At 57.7% G+C, this 14,670-nt stretch carries 14 protein-coding genes; 6 read left to right on the forward strand and 8 right to left on the reverse strand.

Annotation, left to right across the window (positions count from 1 at the left end; genetic code table 11):
- Window positions 1-109 precede the first annotated feature (109 nt).
- The 4 genes from BUQ81_RS05370 to ygfZ are packed head-to-tail and all read left to right on the forward strand — an operon-like array spanning window position 110 to window position 4,191.
- Window positions 110-523, forward strand: a complete 414-nt coding sequence (locus BUQ81_RS05370; RefSeq protein ID WP_074201347.1) for a hypothetical protein — start codon at window positions 110-112, stop codon at window positions 521-523.
- Window positions 524-532: 9 nt separating this feature from the next.
- The gene (locus BUQ81_RS05375; RefSeq protein ID WP_074201348.1) at window positions 533-2,383 is read left to right on the forward strand and encodes a putative nucleotidyltransferase substrate binding domain-containing protein; all 1,851 of its coding nucleotides are present in this window, start codon (window positions 533-535) and stop codon (window positions 2,381-2,383) included.
- Window positions 2,384-3,070 (forward strand): exonuclease domain-containing protein, encoded by a 687-nt coding sequence (locus BUQ81_RS05380; RefSeq protein WP_074201349.1) that lies wholly within the window; start codon window positions 2,384-2,386, stop codon window positions 3,068-3,070.
- 53 nt (window positions 3,071-3,123) lie between these two features.
- Window positions 3,124-4,191, forward strand: a complete 1,068-nt coding sequence (ygfZ, locus tag BUQ81_RS05385) for a CAF17-like 4Fe-4S cluster assembly/insertion protein YgfZ (RefSeq protein ID WP_074201350.1) — start codon at window positions 3,124-3,126, stop codon at window positions 4,189-4,191.
- Window positions 4,192-4,429: 238 nt separating this feature from the next.
- On the opposite strand, the gene BUQ81_RS05390 is transcribed toward ygfZ, so the two are convergent.
- Window positions 4,430-5,626 carry a class I SAM-dependent rRNA methyltransferase gene (locus tag BUQ81_RS05390; protein WP_074201351.1) on the reverse strand — a complete coding sequence of 399 codons (1,197 nt, stop codon included), beginning with the start codon at window positions 5,624-5,626 and terminating at the stop codon, window positions 4,430-4,432.
- A gap of 24 nt (window positions 5,627-5,650) precedes the next feature.
- Between BUQ81_RS05390 and BUQ81_RS05395 the strand changes: the two genes are divergently transcribed.
- Window positions 5,651-6,286: a 2OG-Fe(II) oxygenase gene (locus BUQ81_RS05395; RefSeq protein WP_074201352.1), complete on the forward strand. Its 636-nt coding sequence runs from the start codon at window positions 5,651-5,653 to the stop codon at window positions 6,284-6,286.
- A gap of 100 nt (window positions 6,287-6,386) precedes the next feature.
- On the opposite strand, the gene BUQ81_RS05400 is transcribed toward BUQ81_RS05395, so the two are convergent.
- The 7 genes from BUQ81_RS05400 to BUQ81_RS05430 form a co-directional block, all read right to left on the reverse strand.
- The gene (locus BUQ81_RS05400; RefSeq protein WP_074201353.1) at window positions 6,387-6,668 is read right to left on the reverse strand and encodes a hypothetical protein; all 282 of its coding nucleotides are present in this window, start codon (window positions 6,666-6,668) and stop codon (window positions 6,387-6,389) included.
- A 10-nt stretch (window positions 6,669-6,678) separates the two neighbouring features.
- Complete coding sequence (locus BUQ81_RS08565; protein ID WP_084188250.1) at window positions 6,679-7,272, reverse strand: LPP20 family lipoprotein; 594 nt, start codon at window positions 7,270-7,272, stop codon at window positions 6,679-6,681.
- Window positions 7,273-7,331: 59 nt separating this feature from the next.
- A complete protein-coding gene (locus tag BUQ81_RS05410) occupies window positions 7,332-8,597 on the reverse strand; it encodes a prolipoprotein diacylglyceryl transferase (protein ID WP_074201354.1) in 1,266 nt (421 codons plus the stop codon).
- Window positions 8,598-8,609: 12 nt separating this feature from the next.
- Complete coding sequence (locus tag BUQ81_RS05415; RefSeq protein WP_074201355.1) at window positions 8,610-9,905, reverse strand: type 1 periplasmic-binding domain-containing protein; 1,296 nt, start codon at window positions 9,903-9,905, stop codon at window positions 8,610-8,612.
- Window positions 9,902-12,526, reverse strand: coding sequence for an aminopeptidase N (pepN, locus tag BUQ81_RS05420; RefSeq protein WP_074201356.1), 2,625 nt, complete (start codon window positions 12,524-12,526; stop codon window positions 9,902-9,904). Before pepN ends, BUQ81_RS05415 begins: the two co-directional genes overlap by 4 nt.
- 81 nt (window positions 12,527-12,607) lie before the next feature.
- Window positions 12,608-13,156 carry a peptidoglycan-associated lipoprotein Pal gene (gene pal, locus BUQ81_RS05425; RefSeq protein WP_074201357.1) on the reverse strand — a complete coding sequence of 183 codons (549 nt, stop codon included), beginning with the start codon at window positions 13,154-13,156 and terminating at the stop codon, window positions 12,608-12,610.
- A 211-nt stretch (window positions 13,157-13,367) separates the two neighbouring features.
- Entirely contained in the window at window positions 13,368-14,102 is a 735-nt protein-coding gene (locus tag BUQ81_RS05430) for a helix-turn-helix domain-containing protein (RefSeq protein ID WP_074201358.1), read from the reverse strand.
- On the opposite strand from BUQ81_RS05430, the gene BUQ81_RS08620 reads away from it, so the two are divergent.
- Window positions 14,102-14,440, forward strand: coding sequence for a hypothetical protein (locus tag BUQ81_RS08620; protein WP_143598463.1), 339 nt, complete (start codon window positions 14,102-14,104; stop codon window positions 14,438-14,440). The genes BUQ81_RS05430 and BUQ81_RS08620 overlap by 1 nt on opposite strands.
- The last annotated feature ends 230 nt before the right edge of the window (window positions 14,441-14,670 follow it).

Below are 14,670 nucleotides of genomic sequence, written 5' to 3' on the forward strand. Positions count from 1 at the left end.
TAACTGCACAGCCCCGCTTTTGCGGGGCTTTTTCTGCCCAGAGGGCCCTTTTCCGGTATTGCAATCCCGCGGCCGGAAAAGTGTCTTCCAAAAAGTCGGGGACCCCCCTATGAAAAAGCACTTTCTGATCGCCACCATCATGGTGCCGTTCATGATCTTTGTGGGCTATGCCCTCACCGACTGGTATCTGAAGCGTGATCAGCAAAAGTCTGCCCTGCTGCCGCTGAGACTGGACACCCCGGGCTGTACGCTGCAAAACGGATGCCAGCTGCATGCCAAGGACTTTGTGATCACCCTCCGTGCCGAAGACAATCGCATTATCATCAAGGGCAATCAGCGCATCAAAGACGCCATGCTCGAGGCGGTGGATATCCTGCCACCTAGCAAGGGCATCCAAGCTGATGCAGACGGCTATATCTGGCAATGGACCCTGCCCAAATCCCTGCCGGAAAAAGCCACGTTGCACTTTGTCATTGCCGGCCACTGGCAAAACTATCTGGGTGAGCTGACTGCTGCCCCGTAAGGAGCCGTCATGGAAATTGAACAGCGGGAGCTCTTTCGCTTCCTGAAGCAGACACCGCCCCTGTCCACGCTGGATGACGCCACCCTGCGGCGCTGGGTGGAAGCCGTACAGATCGCCTACTTCCGAACAGGCGAAACCATTCTCTCGCCCGAACAGCCCAATCGCGAAGTCTGTCTAATCCGCAGCGGTGCCGTTGACGTGTTCGATGCCAACGGCGAACTGGTGAACGCACTGGCCGAAGGCGACTGGCTTGGCTACCGATCCGTATTGAATGACGGCCAGGTCAGTCTGACCATTCGAGCGGCAGAGGACACCCTGCTCTACTGCTTTCCGGCTGAGCTGTTTCTGAAATATTACGCACAGCACCCATCCTTTCAGCAGTTTTTCGCCCAGCACAAGCCTTCGCGGCTGCGCCAGGCGCTGCAACAGCTGCGCCACGATACGCTCGCCATTCCACTGGATCAGGCCATCAGCACGCTGGCCCAGACCACCGCCATTATCGACCTCGATACCCCGGTGCAAGCCGCTGCAAGGCAGTGGCAAACCCTGCGCACCCCGCTGATCGTACGCGACGCACGCACGCAGACACTTCACGCCCTGCTGACTCCGGAGGTGCTCGCAAGCCACCTCGCTGCAGGCGGCGGGCCGGATGATGCCGTGGCGACCTGCATACGCAAGCGCTCCGCGGTTCTATTGCCTGCCGGCAGGCCATTGGCGGACGCGCTGGTGATGCTGCTGCGGGCGGGGCAGACGGCCGGGATTGTTGTCGATAACGCAAATGAACCTGTTGGCGTACTGGATATCCGCCACTTTCACGACAGTCCGGACTCGCCCCAGGCACTTGCCAGTGCCATCCCCGCAGCCGAAAGTACCGAGCAACTTATCCAACTGAGCCAGCATTTCAGCCAGCTGTTTGCCCATCTGGTGCGTGCCCATACTCCGCCCTATGAGGTGGGCCTGCTGATCAGTAGCCTGGGCGAAGCGCTGACCGCACGTCTGGTGGCACTGGCCGAAGCACAACAGGGAGAAGCGCCGGTCAGCTACTGTTTTTTCATCACCGGCTCCATGGCCCGGGGCGAACAGACGCTGCATACCGATCAGGACTCCGGCCTCATCCAGGCGGACGCGTTCGACAAGGCGCTGCACGACAACTGGTTTGCCACCCTTGCCCAGACGGTCAGCGATCAGCTCAATGCCGCCGGCTACGCGTACTGCCCCGGCGGGATCATGGCCAGTAATCCGCGCTGGCGGCAGCCGCTGCATCGGTGGCTCAAGGATTTCCGGCAGTGGATCGAGGCGCCCACCGCCGAAGCCCTGTTGCAGGCGAGCATCTTTTTCGACATGCAGGCCGTTCATGGCGATACGGCACTGTTTGACCACCTGCGCAGCCAGTTCCTCAAGTGGGCGCCTGACAGTGGCCTGTTTCTGCACCACATGGCCGCCAATGCGCTCTCGTTTCGTCCCCCGCTTGGGTTTTTCCGCAACCTGATTCTCGAGCGCACCGGTGACCATCGCAAGGTGCTGGACCTGAAAAAGCGCGGCATCGCCCCTGTGGTGGAAATGGCGCGGGTTTATGCCCTGTCCGAGGGCTTGCCTGCGCTGAACACCTGGGAGCGGCTGCAGCAGGCTCAGGCGGTCGGTGCATTGAGCCGACAGGGTTTCGAGGACCTGCGCGATGCACTGGATTTCATTGCCACCACGCGTCTGCGCCATCAGCTGAATCAGATCGACGCCGGGCTGGAACCCGACAACCTGATCGATCCGCGCCAGCTGTCTCATCTGGAACGACGCCACCTGCGCGACAGCTTTGCGGTGATCAGCGAGATGCAGGACGCCATGGCACAGCGGTTCGGAGGCTAGATGGATCTGCTGGCAAAGCTCCTCTGGATCTGGCGTCTGAAGCGTGCGCGCAGGACCTGCCAAGACATACCACCCTGCGTTGCTCTGAAGAGCCTGCCGGATTTCACCACGCCGGCCCAGCAGCAGCGCTATCTGGCCGTGGATTTTGAAACCACCGGCCTCAATCCGAAGCGGGATGCCATTCTGTCCATCGGCTGGGTGCCCATTGAAAACGGGCGCGTCCTTGCGGGCCAGGGCGACCATCACATTATCCGCATCGACCAGCCCCTTTCTGAAGAGAGCATCAAGATCCACGGCATTACCCACCAGCGCATGGCCGCCGGTCAGTCCCTTGAAAGGGTGTTGCCGCAGCTGTTTGAGGCGCTGGCCGGACGGGTGGCGCTGGTGCACTTCGCGCCTATCGAGCGCCGCTTCCTCGCCCAGGCCTGTCAACACCTGTGGCACTGGGCACCGCCGCTGCCCATGGTCGATACCCTGGCGCTGGCACAACGGCGCCTGCCCCAGGCCAGTCAGCAGGGGGATCCCAATCCCTATCGACTCTATAACCTGCGCCGACGCTTCCATCTGCCTGACAGGCCCCCTCATCACGCCCTGGAAGATGCCATCGCCACGGCAGAGCTGTTTATCGCCATGCTGCACCATTTCCCCGACTGGCAGCAGGTGTCCACATGGGATTTGCTGAGCTGAACGGAAAGGCAGGCGTATAATTTGCCCACACGCATGAATACAGGAGCGGCAGCATGAACGCACAGTGGAAAACCTTTCTCAGCGGTCAGGGTGCCCAGTTCGACGAGCTGGACAATGTCATCACCTTTGGCGAACCTGAACTGGAGCGGGTGCTGGTGAAGCACGGCCCTGTCATTACCTCTCTCGCCAATCAGGCGCTGGTTCAGGTCGCAGGCGACGATGCCAAGGCTTTTTTGCAGGCGCAGCTGACAAACGACATCGAAGAGGTCAGCAACAAGCGGGCGCAGCTGTCCGCCTGGTGCGACCCCAAGGGCAACGTACTCGCCACCTTTGTCGTATTCATGTATCAGCGCGACTACTACCTCAGCTTCGATGCCAGCCTCAAGGACGCCATTCTCAAGCGGTTGCAGATGTTTATCCTGCGCAGCAAGGTGGAGCTGGTTGACCGCACCGACGAACTGGTTCAGGTCGGCTTTGGCGGCAGTTTCGGCGATCTGGATCTGCAGCGCGCCTTTGACGCCAAGGTCAAGGAAACGTGGGAATGCGGCATGCTGCCCAAGGAGGGCGTGCGCAAGATCAAGGCGATTAAGATTCCGGGGCCGTATCATCGTTATCTGCTGGTCGGTCCCGAAGCCGAAATGGAAACCGCATGGAACACCCTGCTCATTAACGGCGACAGGACCAATCAGTACGACTGGCACCTGATGGACATTGCCGCCGGCGTGCCGGTGGTGACCGCAGCGGTCAGCGGCAAATTCGTGGCGCAGATGCTCAACCTGGACAAGCTCAACGCCATCAATTTCAAGAAGGGCTGCTTCCCGGGGCAGGAAATCATCGCTCGCCTGCACTTCCGCGCCACCGTACCCAAGCGCATGCTCAAGCTGCACACCGATGCTGACATTGTGCCGGCTCCTGGCGAGACGCTTGAGGTGCACGATGAAAGCGGCAAGCGCATCGAATTCGAGGTGCTCTATAGCCGTCCTGACCCCATCGAAGGCGTCATGATTCAGGCGGTGGGCAACCTGAAAACCCTCGCCAACGCTCAGGGCGATCTGAAACTGGAAAGCGGCGAGGCGTTGACCATCGAGCCGCTGCCCTACCCGGTAGTGGAAGGCGACTGAACGGCGCCTGTGACGAAAATGGCACGTGTGGCAACCCGCAAAACCTCACGTGCCAGAAAAGTGTCAGCGCTCTTGCCCTTTTCGACCCGGGACCGGGATAGAAGACGTTGTAAAAGGAAAAGGCCCGCATACGCCTTACAGCAGACGGGCCTTTTACCGCTGATGCACCCTTTCAGGGTGCCGAGACAGATTTCCGACACCTTGATGCCGCTGCGTCCAAGAGGATTTCTCATCCTGCTCAACGCTCCAGCCAGATGCGGGCAAAGTAGGTTTTCAGATATTCGGTCTCGGGCATGGCCGGATGGATTGGATGATCGGGCCCCTGCCCGTCCTGATCGAAAATCTGCGCCATGCGATCCACTTCGCGCGCCGCGCGCTGGATCTGCTCTCGCAGCGCCTCCCGCGGCAGATGATGGGAACAGGAGGCGCTGACCAGAATGCCATCGCTGCGCAGCAGGCGCATGGCCAGCGCATTGACGCGCTTGTAGCCTTCCATCCCGTTGCGGTAATCCTTCTTGCGCTTGATGAACGCCGGCGGATCCACCACGACAATGTCAAAGCGTTCCCCCTCGTTCAGCAAGTGCGGCAGCACTTCGAACGCATTGCCCTGATAGGTGGTGACGCGGTCGATAACCCCATTGCGCACGGCCGCCCGTTCCAGATAGTCCAGCGCCTGCGCGGAACTGTCCACGCATACCACTTCGCTTGCGCCGGCCACAGCGGCTTCCACGCCCCAGCCGCCCAGATAGCTGAACACATCCAGCACCCGCTGTCCCTTGCACAGCGCCTGCAGCTTGCGCCGCCCCATGCGATGGTCGTAGAACCAGCCCGTTTTCTGGCCGCTTTCCACTGGCAACTCAAACCAGGTGCCGTTCTCCTCAATCCAAACCGGTTCATCCAGAACGCCAACCACTTCGTTTTCCAGCGGCAGCCCTTCCAGTTTGCGGCTGTCCAGATCGTTGCGGAACACCATGGCACGGGGAGAATACAACGCTTCCAGCGCGGTGATAATCTGCGGTTTGAGGCGTTCCATGCCTGCGGTGGTAATCTGCAGGACGAACACATCGCCGTGCCGGTCGATCACCAGCCCCGGCAGCAGATCGCTTTCGCCATACACGAGACGGTAATAGGGCTTGCCGAAAAAGCGCTCTCGCAACGCCTGCGCATGGCTGATGCGTTTCTTGAACCAGCGCGCCCCCAATTGGGTATCGAGATTGCGGCTGAGCAGACGAATCGCAATCAGTGAATGAGGATTGATGGTACCAATGCCCAGCGGCTTGCCATTAGCCGCTTCCACCACCACCGGCTGACCCGGCTCATACGCCTTCAGCGGTGAAATCGAGGTGTCGATTTCATTAGAATAGATCCATAAATGACCCTGGCGGATGCGCCGCTCTTCATTCTTGCGCAAACGTACCCTTGCAAACTCGCTCATGTTGGCTGTCCATTGGGAGGAAACATGAACAGTATTGTAGAGGCTGCGCCCCGCGCCGCAATGGAAGATGTGCTCGATGGACTCACCGAGCAGGGCTATGCCGTCGTTCCAGACTTTCTACCCGAATCCCTGCGCAATGCGCTGTATCAGCAGGCCGTGCAGTCGTACCAGAGCGACGGCATGCATCGGGCCAGCATCGGGCAGGGACGGGACAACCAGATAAACACGTCCATCCGCGGCGACAGCATTGTGTGGCTAGACGGCAGCACGCCTGCCCAGCGCGACTTTCTGGAAAGAATGGACGCCTATCGCGCCCTGCTCAACCGGTCCCTCTATCTGGGCATCAATAACTACGAAGCCCATTTCGCCTACTATCCGCCGGGGCGCTACTACCGCACCCACTGGGACAATTTCCGCGGCCGCAGCAACCGCCTCGTGACCACCGTGCTTTACCTGAACCCCCATTGGTCATCCGACTGCGGTGGCGAGCTGGTGCTGTACGCAGAGGATGAAAAAACCGTGCGGGAGACGATCGTGCCGCAACCGGGCATGCTAGTCACCTTCATGAGCGCACAGATTCCCCACGAAGTGCGCCCCACCCACCAACCCCGAGTCAGTATTGCCGGCTGGATGCGTCGGGATAGCATTTTGAGCCGCTAAGCCGTTTTCCGCGCTTTTTGCGGGCACAAAAAACGGGCCGAAAAAATCGGCCCGTAAAAAATCGGGGACCCCCCTTCCACTCGGCAGGAAAGAAGGAAAATCAGGGATAGAAGTAACGCTTGTCCACGGCGCCGCGGCGCTTTTTCATAAAGCTTTCCAGGTGCCCAACCCGCCCTTCCAGCTTATCGATGCGTTCGCCCTGTTTTTTCACCGCATTGCGCTGCACGGCAATCGCCTTGGTGTTGGCGCGAATCTGGCGGTCGTGCTTCTTGACCTTGCTTTCCAGAATGCGTACCCGCGTGCTGATACTGGCAGCCTGCACACTCTGCACAGCGAAAATCAGCACAACCCCCAGCCACAAAATCCAGTTTGGCGCTTTCATGCGCACCTCCTCAATGCTGCTGGCCGGCTTCGATGCAGTTCATGCGCGCATCACAGTTCAATTCAATGGGTTGATACGCCTCTTCCGGGTAGCACCCGCCATCCGGGCAGTCGCCGGTGTAAACGAAGTTCTGGCGGAAGAAATTCTTGTCAACATAGACCTCCAGCACGGTCTCGTAGTTATGATCCGCCATGGGGGTCACACTGACGATACGTGCACCGCGCACCACGGCGTTCACTCGCGCACGGAAGCTGTCGTTTTTGGCCATCATGGCGGAAACAGTGGTGTTGGAGTCGATCTTGATGCCATAGATCTGCTCGGCCAGTGAACGATAGGCATCCAGCTTGGAAGCACGGATCGCCATCAGGCGGCGCTGACCGGGCGTATAAACTTCATAGGTGCTTTCTGAACCGTAACCGATGCCGACAATCTTGATCAGCTCCGGCTTCTTGCGTTGCTGAGCAGACTGAACCTTCTTCGGCGCTACCTTAATGACCACCTGCTGGGGTTCAGCCGGTTGCGTCTGCTGCATGGCACAGCCGCTCAGAACCAGCGTCGCCGCAATGATGCCAAGAGCCAGGGCGCGGATTGTTGTCTTTATCATGATAGTACTCCTTCTTTTGCCGAGTTTCTTGTTTTGGGATGACATGAGCACTGCCTGTCTCATGGGTATGAATTCACATGTGCCGGGTCGAAGGGCGTGGCGCGGTAGAAGTAGTCTTCACGGCCCTCCTGTGCCTTTTTCGTCTTATCGGCCGCTTTCTTTTTGGCTTCAGCCTGTTTTTTCAGCAGGATCTGCATCCTTTTCAGCTGCACCAGCAGTGTGCGGTAGTCCTCCTGCAGACGCACCAGACGGCTGTAAATAGCCTCCACTTTCTTGTGCGTGCGGGTCAGACGACTGTTTACGCTGCCCAGCGTTTTCTTCACATCCGGATCCACTGCCACCGTTGTCGGGGCGGCAGCGGTCTGAACCGGGGCGGCAGCATGGCCTGCCGTAGCGACCGTTTCATGCCCGCCATGCGTTGCGCCATGCGTTGCGCCATGGGTGTCGCCGCCATGTGCTGCAGCAGCCGCCGGGCCGTGCATTGGTGCTGCATGGGCTGCGGCTTGCGCCGCCAATCCCGGATTGGCTTCTTCCAGCTTGCCCAGATCGCTATTGATCTGTTCCAGCTGGTAGCTGAGCGCATCGATTTTTTTCTCGATGGCCTCCAGCGCCTTGTCCTGCTGACTCGTTTTGACCACCACGTGCTCGACGCCCGCCTTCACATCCTCCAGCAGCGCATGACTCTCTTCATCCAGATGATGATTGGAGGCCGACACCGCTGCCCAGGTCGTCAACCCGAGCCCTATAACCACCAGCGTGGTGAGCGTTATGCCGAATATGAGTATGAGTTTCTTCAAGGTATCCATTTCTTCCGCCGTCAGTTCGTCTTTGGTTTCGAATTTTTCAGCCAGAGGCTGTTTGAAATGTTCCGGTATGGGTTCTGCCTCTTCCTCGGCCGGTGGGGGCTGCTCCTGCGCCTCTGCTTGCGGTTTTTCCACTGGCGGGCCAGCCTCTACCGGTTCGTCCTCATCTTCCTTCTCCGGCTCGGGAATAAAGTCTTCTATTGCCTCATCCTGTTCAGGTTCCGCCTGCTCCGGCACGGCATCAGCCAGCGCGGCGAACGGATCCTCTTCACTCTCTTCGGCCACTTCAGGCGCTGTTTCGGCTTCAGCGGGGGTCTCATCCATGTCCGCTTCCGAAGCCTCCGCCTCTCCCTCTGACTGCGCCGCCTCTGATGTTTCTTCAGATGGCGCGTCTGCTTCCGTGGCATCTGCCACATCCGTTTCTACAGCCTCTTCCGCTGCAGCAGCGGCCTGCTCTGCCTCTTCGAGCAGCGCATCAATGCTATCCAGTTCGCTGAGTTCGTCTTTCGTATCTCGAGCCACAAGCTGTCCTGATTATTCGTCGGATAACGTCTTCATCAACGGCTGCCACTGCGGACCGCGTTCATGCACATAGGGCACGAAGGTCACCTTCAATTGCCCGTCAGCCCAGTCCAATCGCCCCAGTGGCGTCATCACCGCCTGGGAAGGCTCTACCTGAAGGCGCTTGGCCACACTCTCACCCAAAGCACGGAACATGCCAGTTTCAAAAGTATCCACGTCGGTTTGCCATACAAACGGCGGCAGCATAGCCACCATGGCAGGCCAGGTTTGCGCTCGCAGTGCACGCGGCAACGTGCGTTGCAACCGTGAAGGCAACCAAACAAATCGGGTGGAAACCTGCCAGAAACCCAGCAATGCACTCATCTGCTGTGCCTGCGCCAATGAACCCATCATCACCACACTGAACAAATCCGCCCGGGCCCGGGGAACGGTTTTGACGGGATGACTCAGGACATGCTGCAGATAGCGGCTACGGTTGCGGCTGGCTTGAATACCCAGACGCGATTGCAGTGCATCACCCAGCCGATGGCGGAAAAAAAGCCAGGTGTTCTGGGCGGAAAGCTGCTCGAGCGGTGGCAGCTGCCCACGCAGACTGTCCGGCACCACAACCAGATTGATGCCTGACTTGCCGACAATATCATCCATAACCCCAGGCAATTGGTCCTGCGGACGCAGCGTGAGGCTGAAGCAGGCAGGACACGGCATGCCACGCCGGCTCCGTCCCAGCAGAAGTGTCGGCCATTCCGGTGCCTGTTCCACCCATTCATCGACCCTGTTCGGTCGCAGGGGCCCCAGCACCCACTCGGGTCGATAAAGCGCCACCATCTGCTGCAATGCTTCGGCATCGAAAAGTTCCGTATCCAGCACATCCACTGGTGCACAGTCTGCCGCTTTCAGGGCATTCACAATGGCCTGCCCCGCGCTGGCGAGGGGGCCGGACAGCGGCAGCAGGGCCACAAAGGTCCTGGCACAGGAAAAGGGTGTCGGCCCATGCGCCGATACACTGCCATGGGCGACGGCTGGCACGTCCTTCAACTGCTGCATCAGTCGCGTCCAGCGGGGACGATACAGCGGGTAAAAGCGCAACTGTGGTTCGACCGTCTGCAACAGTTCGCGAGCAACCTGGAGACGGCCATCGATCAATGCCATTTCCGCACGAAGAATCTTGACTTCCACTTCCACCTGGTCCAACTGGACAGGCGCCTCGACTGACTGCCCCTGACTTGCAGTTGCCAGAAAGCAGAAAGCGGCAAAAATTGCCGCTTTCAGCCAGTTCATGTTGAAGTGTTCAGCAGTAGGCGTCTTCATGACAGAGTGAGGGATTTCTCCACAATCTCATAGCTGTTGCTCGACAGACTGGGTACCTGCAAGATGCGTTCCAACTGTGCCTTCATCAGCGCCTGTCGTGCCGTGTCGAAACGACGCCACTGGGTAAAGGGCGACAGCAGCCGCGCAGCAATCTGCGGATTGAGCTTGTCCACCTTGAGGATTTCGTCCGCCAGGAATACATAGCCTGACCCGTCTGCACGGTGAAAGGCAGCGCGATTCTGCCCGAATACGCCCAGCAGACTACGCACACGGTTGGGATTGGTATAGGTGAAATCAGGGTGGCGCGTCAGCATGCGCACATGCTCCAGGGTGTGCGGGTGATCACTGCCCGCCTGCAGCGCGAACCACTTGTCGATAACCAGCGGATCGTTGCGGAAACGATAGTAGAAGTCGTCCAGCGCCGTCTTGCGCGCCGCATGTTCCACCCCTGTCAGGGCACGCAAGGCTCCGAAGCGGTCGGTCATGTTATTGGCATGCTGATAGTGGTACAGCGCCTGTTCGATCCACTTGGCCTTACCGGTCTGCACCAGATAGTGCAGTGCCAGGGTTCGCAGGCTGCGCTTTCCATACTGCTCGGCATTGAAGGTATAGGGCTGATCAAGTTCAGCAGACAGTGTGTCGTAAATGCTCGCCCATTGAACTTCAAAACGCTGCGCAAGCTCGCTCTGTAGCGCTTTTCGAGCCTGATGAATCGCCTCCACCGCAATGGTCTCGAACTGCTCGCCCAAGGTGACCTCATCAGGCAGTGTCAGCGCCAGTGCATGCCAGGCCGGATCTTCCAGGGCAGCCTGCAGGCGCACGCCGACGGCATCGAGATAGGTTTGTGGCCATGCAGGCGCCTCGCCCCGCTCGATTGCAGTGACCGCCTCCATCAGCGCCTTGAGGGCAAGAGTATTGAGTGCATCCCAGCGCAGGAAGTCGTCGGGGTCGTGCGCTGCCAGCAGGGCCCATTCCGCGTCATCAAGATCTGTCTCCAGAATCACCGGCGCAGAGAAGTCCCGCAACAGCGCCGGCACTGCACCCTCCGGCACCTGCTCGAGCACCAGTTGCTGATGGCGGGTATCGAACAGATGGACATACTCCATGCCCAGTTCTTCACCCCCTACCACCAACGGTAGAGGATTGCCTGAGGCATCCAGCAATCCCAAGCGAATTGGAATGGGCAATGGCGTAAAGCCCTCGCCCACTTTTGGCAACGACTGCGTCAAATCCAGCGTCAGGCGTTGCGAGTCCGCATCATAGTGACGCCGCACCTTAACATGAGGCGTCCCAGGCTGATCGTACCAGGCTCGCATGGACGACAGGTCTACCCCGTTGGCATCCGCCATGGCCTGACGAAAGTCATCCACGGTGACAGCCTGACCATCGTGGCGCTGGAAGTACAGATCCATACCTTTGCGGAAGCCTTCGCGTCCCAGCAGCGTCTGGTAAATACGCACCACCTCGGCGCCCTTTTCGTATACCGTCATGGTGTAGAAATTGTCCATCTTGATATAGGACTTGGGCTGGATGGGGTGCGCCATGGGTCCCGCATCTTCCGGGAACTGATAGCGACGCAAATGAATCACATCCTGAATGCGCTTGATGGACGGCAGCAGCATATCCGCAGTAAATTCCTGATCCCGGAAAACGGTCAAGCCTTCCTTCAGCGTCAGCTGGAACCAGTCGCGGCAGGTCACCCGATTGCCCGTCCAGTTATGGAAGTATTCGTGCGCCACCACCGACTCGATGCCTTCATAGTCAGTATCCGTAGCCGTCTCCGGCCTGGCGAGAATGTACTTGGAGTTGAAGATATTGAGACTCTTGTTCTCCATCGCCCCCATGTTGAAGTCATCCACGGCGACAATATTGAACACGTCCAGGTCGTAACTAAGCCCGAAACGCTCCTCATCCCAGCGCATGGCGCGCTTGAGTGCCTGCATGGCAAACTCGCAGCGGTCGATATTGTGGGGCTCCACGTAGATGCGCAGCGTCACGTCACGCTCTCCCGCCGTGGTGTAGTGATCTTCGATGAACTGCAGATCGCCCGCCACCAGCGCAAACAGGTAGCAGGGCTTTTTCCACGGATCGTGCCAGAGCGCATAGTGCTGCCCATCAGGCAAATCCCCCTGCTCAATGAGATTGCCGTTGGATAGGAGTACCGGATACGCAGACTTGTCCGCTTCGATTCGCACAGTGTAGGTGGCCAGTACATCCGGACGATCCAGAAACGGCGTAATGCGGCGAAACCCTTCAGCCTCACACTGGGTGCAAAAATTGCCACTGGAAAGATACAGCCCTTCCAGCGCCGTGTTTTCCTTTGGGTTGATGCGATTGCGAATCCGCAGGGTAAAGCGTTCGGGCACGTCCTCAATGATCAGCCTACCGTCCTCGATCCGCCAGGCTGACTCGCCAAGTTCAATGCCATCCAGTGCAACAGACTCGACAACCAGGTTTTCCAGATTCAGCTGCAGGGGTTCCTCCGCCCGTTGCCGCCGCATGGCAAGTGTACTGGTGACTCGGGTGGCAACCGGGTCCAGCTGGAAAAGCAGGTGGACGTCATCAATGGCAAAAGCGGGGGATTGATAATCTTCAAGGCGGTGTTCAACAGGTGCACGCATTGGCTATTCAGTCTCCAGAAATGACAAAGCCTTTCGTTGCAGTGCAACGAAAGGCTTTCGGTTGAATCGATTCAGTAATGATCAGTGCGGACGGACGAAGGCGTTAATGCCATACACGAATGTTGCACGGCGGTTTTTCGCCCACGCCTCTTCATTGTGCGCCGGATCCAGCGGATAGGCCTCACCGTAACTTACGGTCTGAATGCGACTGGGGCTGACACCTTCAGCTACCAGCGCATTGTAGGCTGCATTGGCACGGCGCTCACCCAGTGCCAGGTTGTATTCATCACTGCCACGCTCATCACAGTAACCGGCAATGGTGACTTTCACTTCAGGATGCGCCGCCATGAACTTGGCATGTTCCTGAATGACGGAGAAGTATTCAGGCTTGATGGCTGACTTGTCAAAATCGAAATGAACACGCTTTTCGCGCAGAGCCACCATCTGCTGTTGCAGCACCTCGCGAGACTCCACCGCTTCTTCTGCTGCGACGTTTGTCTTGGCTGCGTCCTGAGCCGCTTCTGTTTTCGCTGCTTCTGCTGGCGTTGCTTCCTGTTTCGGTGTACTGCTACACCCTGTCAGGGCCAGTCCCAGAAAACCTGCCGCAAACAGCATATGAAGTTTTTTCATGCCACGCTCCTTCAAAAGGTAAGAATGATCAGTTGGATACTGTGCAGGATATATGGATCAGGCAATCATTTTCAACCCCACCAACAAAAAAACCCGGACATCTGTCCGGGTCAAGCGGGCTACATTATGGAGGAACCGATCAAATCGATTTCCATCAGCAGTTCCCATTAAACCCTATTTAAGATAGGGAATACTTGACCCAGATCAATTTTCAGCCACGTTTTCGCGCGCGATAGTGACATTCCGGCTGGGCGCACCCTTCTGCCAGAGCCTGCAAGGCCTCGGCATCGAGAATATCCACCTGCTTGCGTCGCCAGCTGAGCCAGCCATTGTTCTGAAAACGATTTAATACGCGGGAGAAGGTTTCCGGTGTCAGACCGAGATAAGTGGCCACTTCCCGGTGCAGAATGGGCAGTCGGAAAGAGGTTGAATCCAGTCCCCGTGCATGAAAGCGATTGGCAATGCTGAGCACAAAGGCGGCAACACGTTCTTCAGCGGTCTTGTTGAGCAACTGGTCAAAGTGCTCCCGCTCCAGGCGCAGATCCTGGGCCAACATGCTGAGGATCTGGCGATTGAGGGTGGGAATTTTCTGCGCCAGGGTTTCCAGATCATCGCGGTGGATACGACAGAAGGTGCAATTGTCCAGCGTAATGGCGTCGAAGGGATACACCGGGCTATCAAGCGCTTCCATGCCCAGGACATCACCGGGCAGATAAAAGGCATGAATGATCTCATTGCCTGCCTGGTCGAAACGACTCAGCTTGACCACACCCGATTTGAGTGCATAGAGGAAGTCTGCAGCGTCTCCGGCGCTGAACAGCTGACTGCCACGGGGGATAGCCGGATGAGAGGAAACAATCTGATCCAGCTGTGCGATTTCGTTACTGGACAGACTCTTGGGGAAACAGATCCGCTGCAGTCCACAGTGCGCACAGGAAATATGCATTGATTCAAGCCCGCTTGGATGGAGTGTACTTATATTTTTATGTGGCGAGATCGGTGCATCACCCGTTGCGCTCGCGCCATGGACACAACGCCATGGAGAAGCATCGGATCAACCTCGCCTCGCTTGTGATCATGGTAGGTTGTTGCGCCGTTTTTTTCAATGGAAATGATACATTCCCATGCAACCAATCCACTGTCTATTTTTTAATCAGTTTAACGCCAAGCGTTGGAATCATTGGCGATTGCGGCAAGCTTGTTGCAAACAATGCACAAAGTTATCCACAGATTCTGTGGATAATGCACACCTCAAAAAATATCAATGCCTTAGGCGCAGAATAACGCCATTATCTCTTTAATTTCAATCGCTTGCACAACTATTAACAAACAGCTTTAAAAAGTTAACGTTGGTGAGATTTGTGCTTTGTCAACCCGTCAAAGCAAAGTTATTCACCGGATTTTTTATAAAAGGGGCAAAAGTTATTTATGGAATCTTATCCCTGACCGAGCCCCCGTAACATGCACGAGGTGGATCAGGGTTGATCCCTGCGCCTGATTGACACAACCTATCA

Source organism: Sulfurivirga caldicuralii (genome assembly GCF_900141795.1).
Classification (GTDB): Bacteria; Pseudomonadota; Gammaproteobacteria; order Thiomicrospirales; family Thiomicrospiraceae; genus Sulfurivirga; species Sulfurivirga caldicuralii.

Excerpts from the sequence above, each read along its gene's own strand:
- pal (WP_074201357.1), bottom strand. The coding sequence starts at position 13,156 with ATGAAAAAACTTCATATGCTGTTTGCGGCAGGTTTTCTGGGACTGGCC.
- BUQ81_RS05370 (WP_074201347.1), top strand. The coding sequence starts at position 110 with ATGAAAAAGCACTTTCTGATCGCCACCATCATGGTGCCGTTCATGATC.
- pepN (WP_074201356.1), bottom strand. The coding sequence starts at position 12,526 with ATGCGTGCACCTGTTGAACACCGCCTTGAAGATTATCAATCCCCCGCT.
- BUQ81_RS05380 (WP_074201349.1), top strand. The coding sequence starts at position 2,384 with ATGGATCTGCTGGCAAAGCTCCTCTGGATCTGGCGTCTGAAGCGTGCG.
- BUQ81_RS05390 (WP_074201351.1), bottom strand. The coding sequence starts at position 5,626 with ATGAGCGAGTTTGCAAGGGTACGTTTGCGCAAGAATGAAGAGCGGCGC.
- BUQ81_RS05430 (WP_074201358.1), bottom strand. The coding sequence starts at position 14,102 with ATGCATATTTCCTGTGCGCACTGTGGACTGCAGCGGATCTGTTTCCCC.
- ygfZ (WP_074201350.1), top strand. The coding sequence starts at position 3,124 with ATGAACGCACAGTGGAAAACCTTTCTCAGCGGTCAGGGTGCCCAGTTC.
- BUQ81_RS05375 (WP_074201348.1), top strand. The coding sequence starts at position 533 with ATGGAAATTGAACAGCGGGAGCTCTTTCGCTTCCTGAAGCAGACACCG.
- BUQ81_RS05395 (WP_074201352.1), top strand. The coding sequence starts at position 5,651 with ATGAACAGTATTGTAGAGGCTGCGCCCCGCGCCGCAATGGAAGATGTG.
- BUQ81_RS05400 (WP_074201353.1), bottom strand. The coding sequence starts at position 6,668 with ATGAAAGCGCCAAACTGGATTTTGTGGCTGGGGGTTGTGCTGATTTTC.
- BUQ81_RS08565 (WP_084188250.1), bottom strand. The coding sequence starts at position 7,272 with ATGATAAAGACAACAATCCGCGCCCTGGCTCTTGGCATCATTGCGGCG.
- BUQ81_RS05415 (WP_074201355.1), bottom strand. The coding sequence starts at position 9,905 with ATGAAGACGCCTACTGCTGAACACTTCAACATGAACTGGCTGAAAGCG.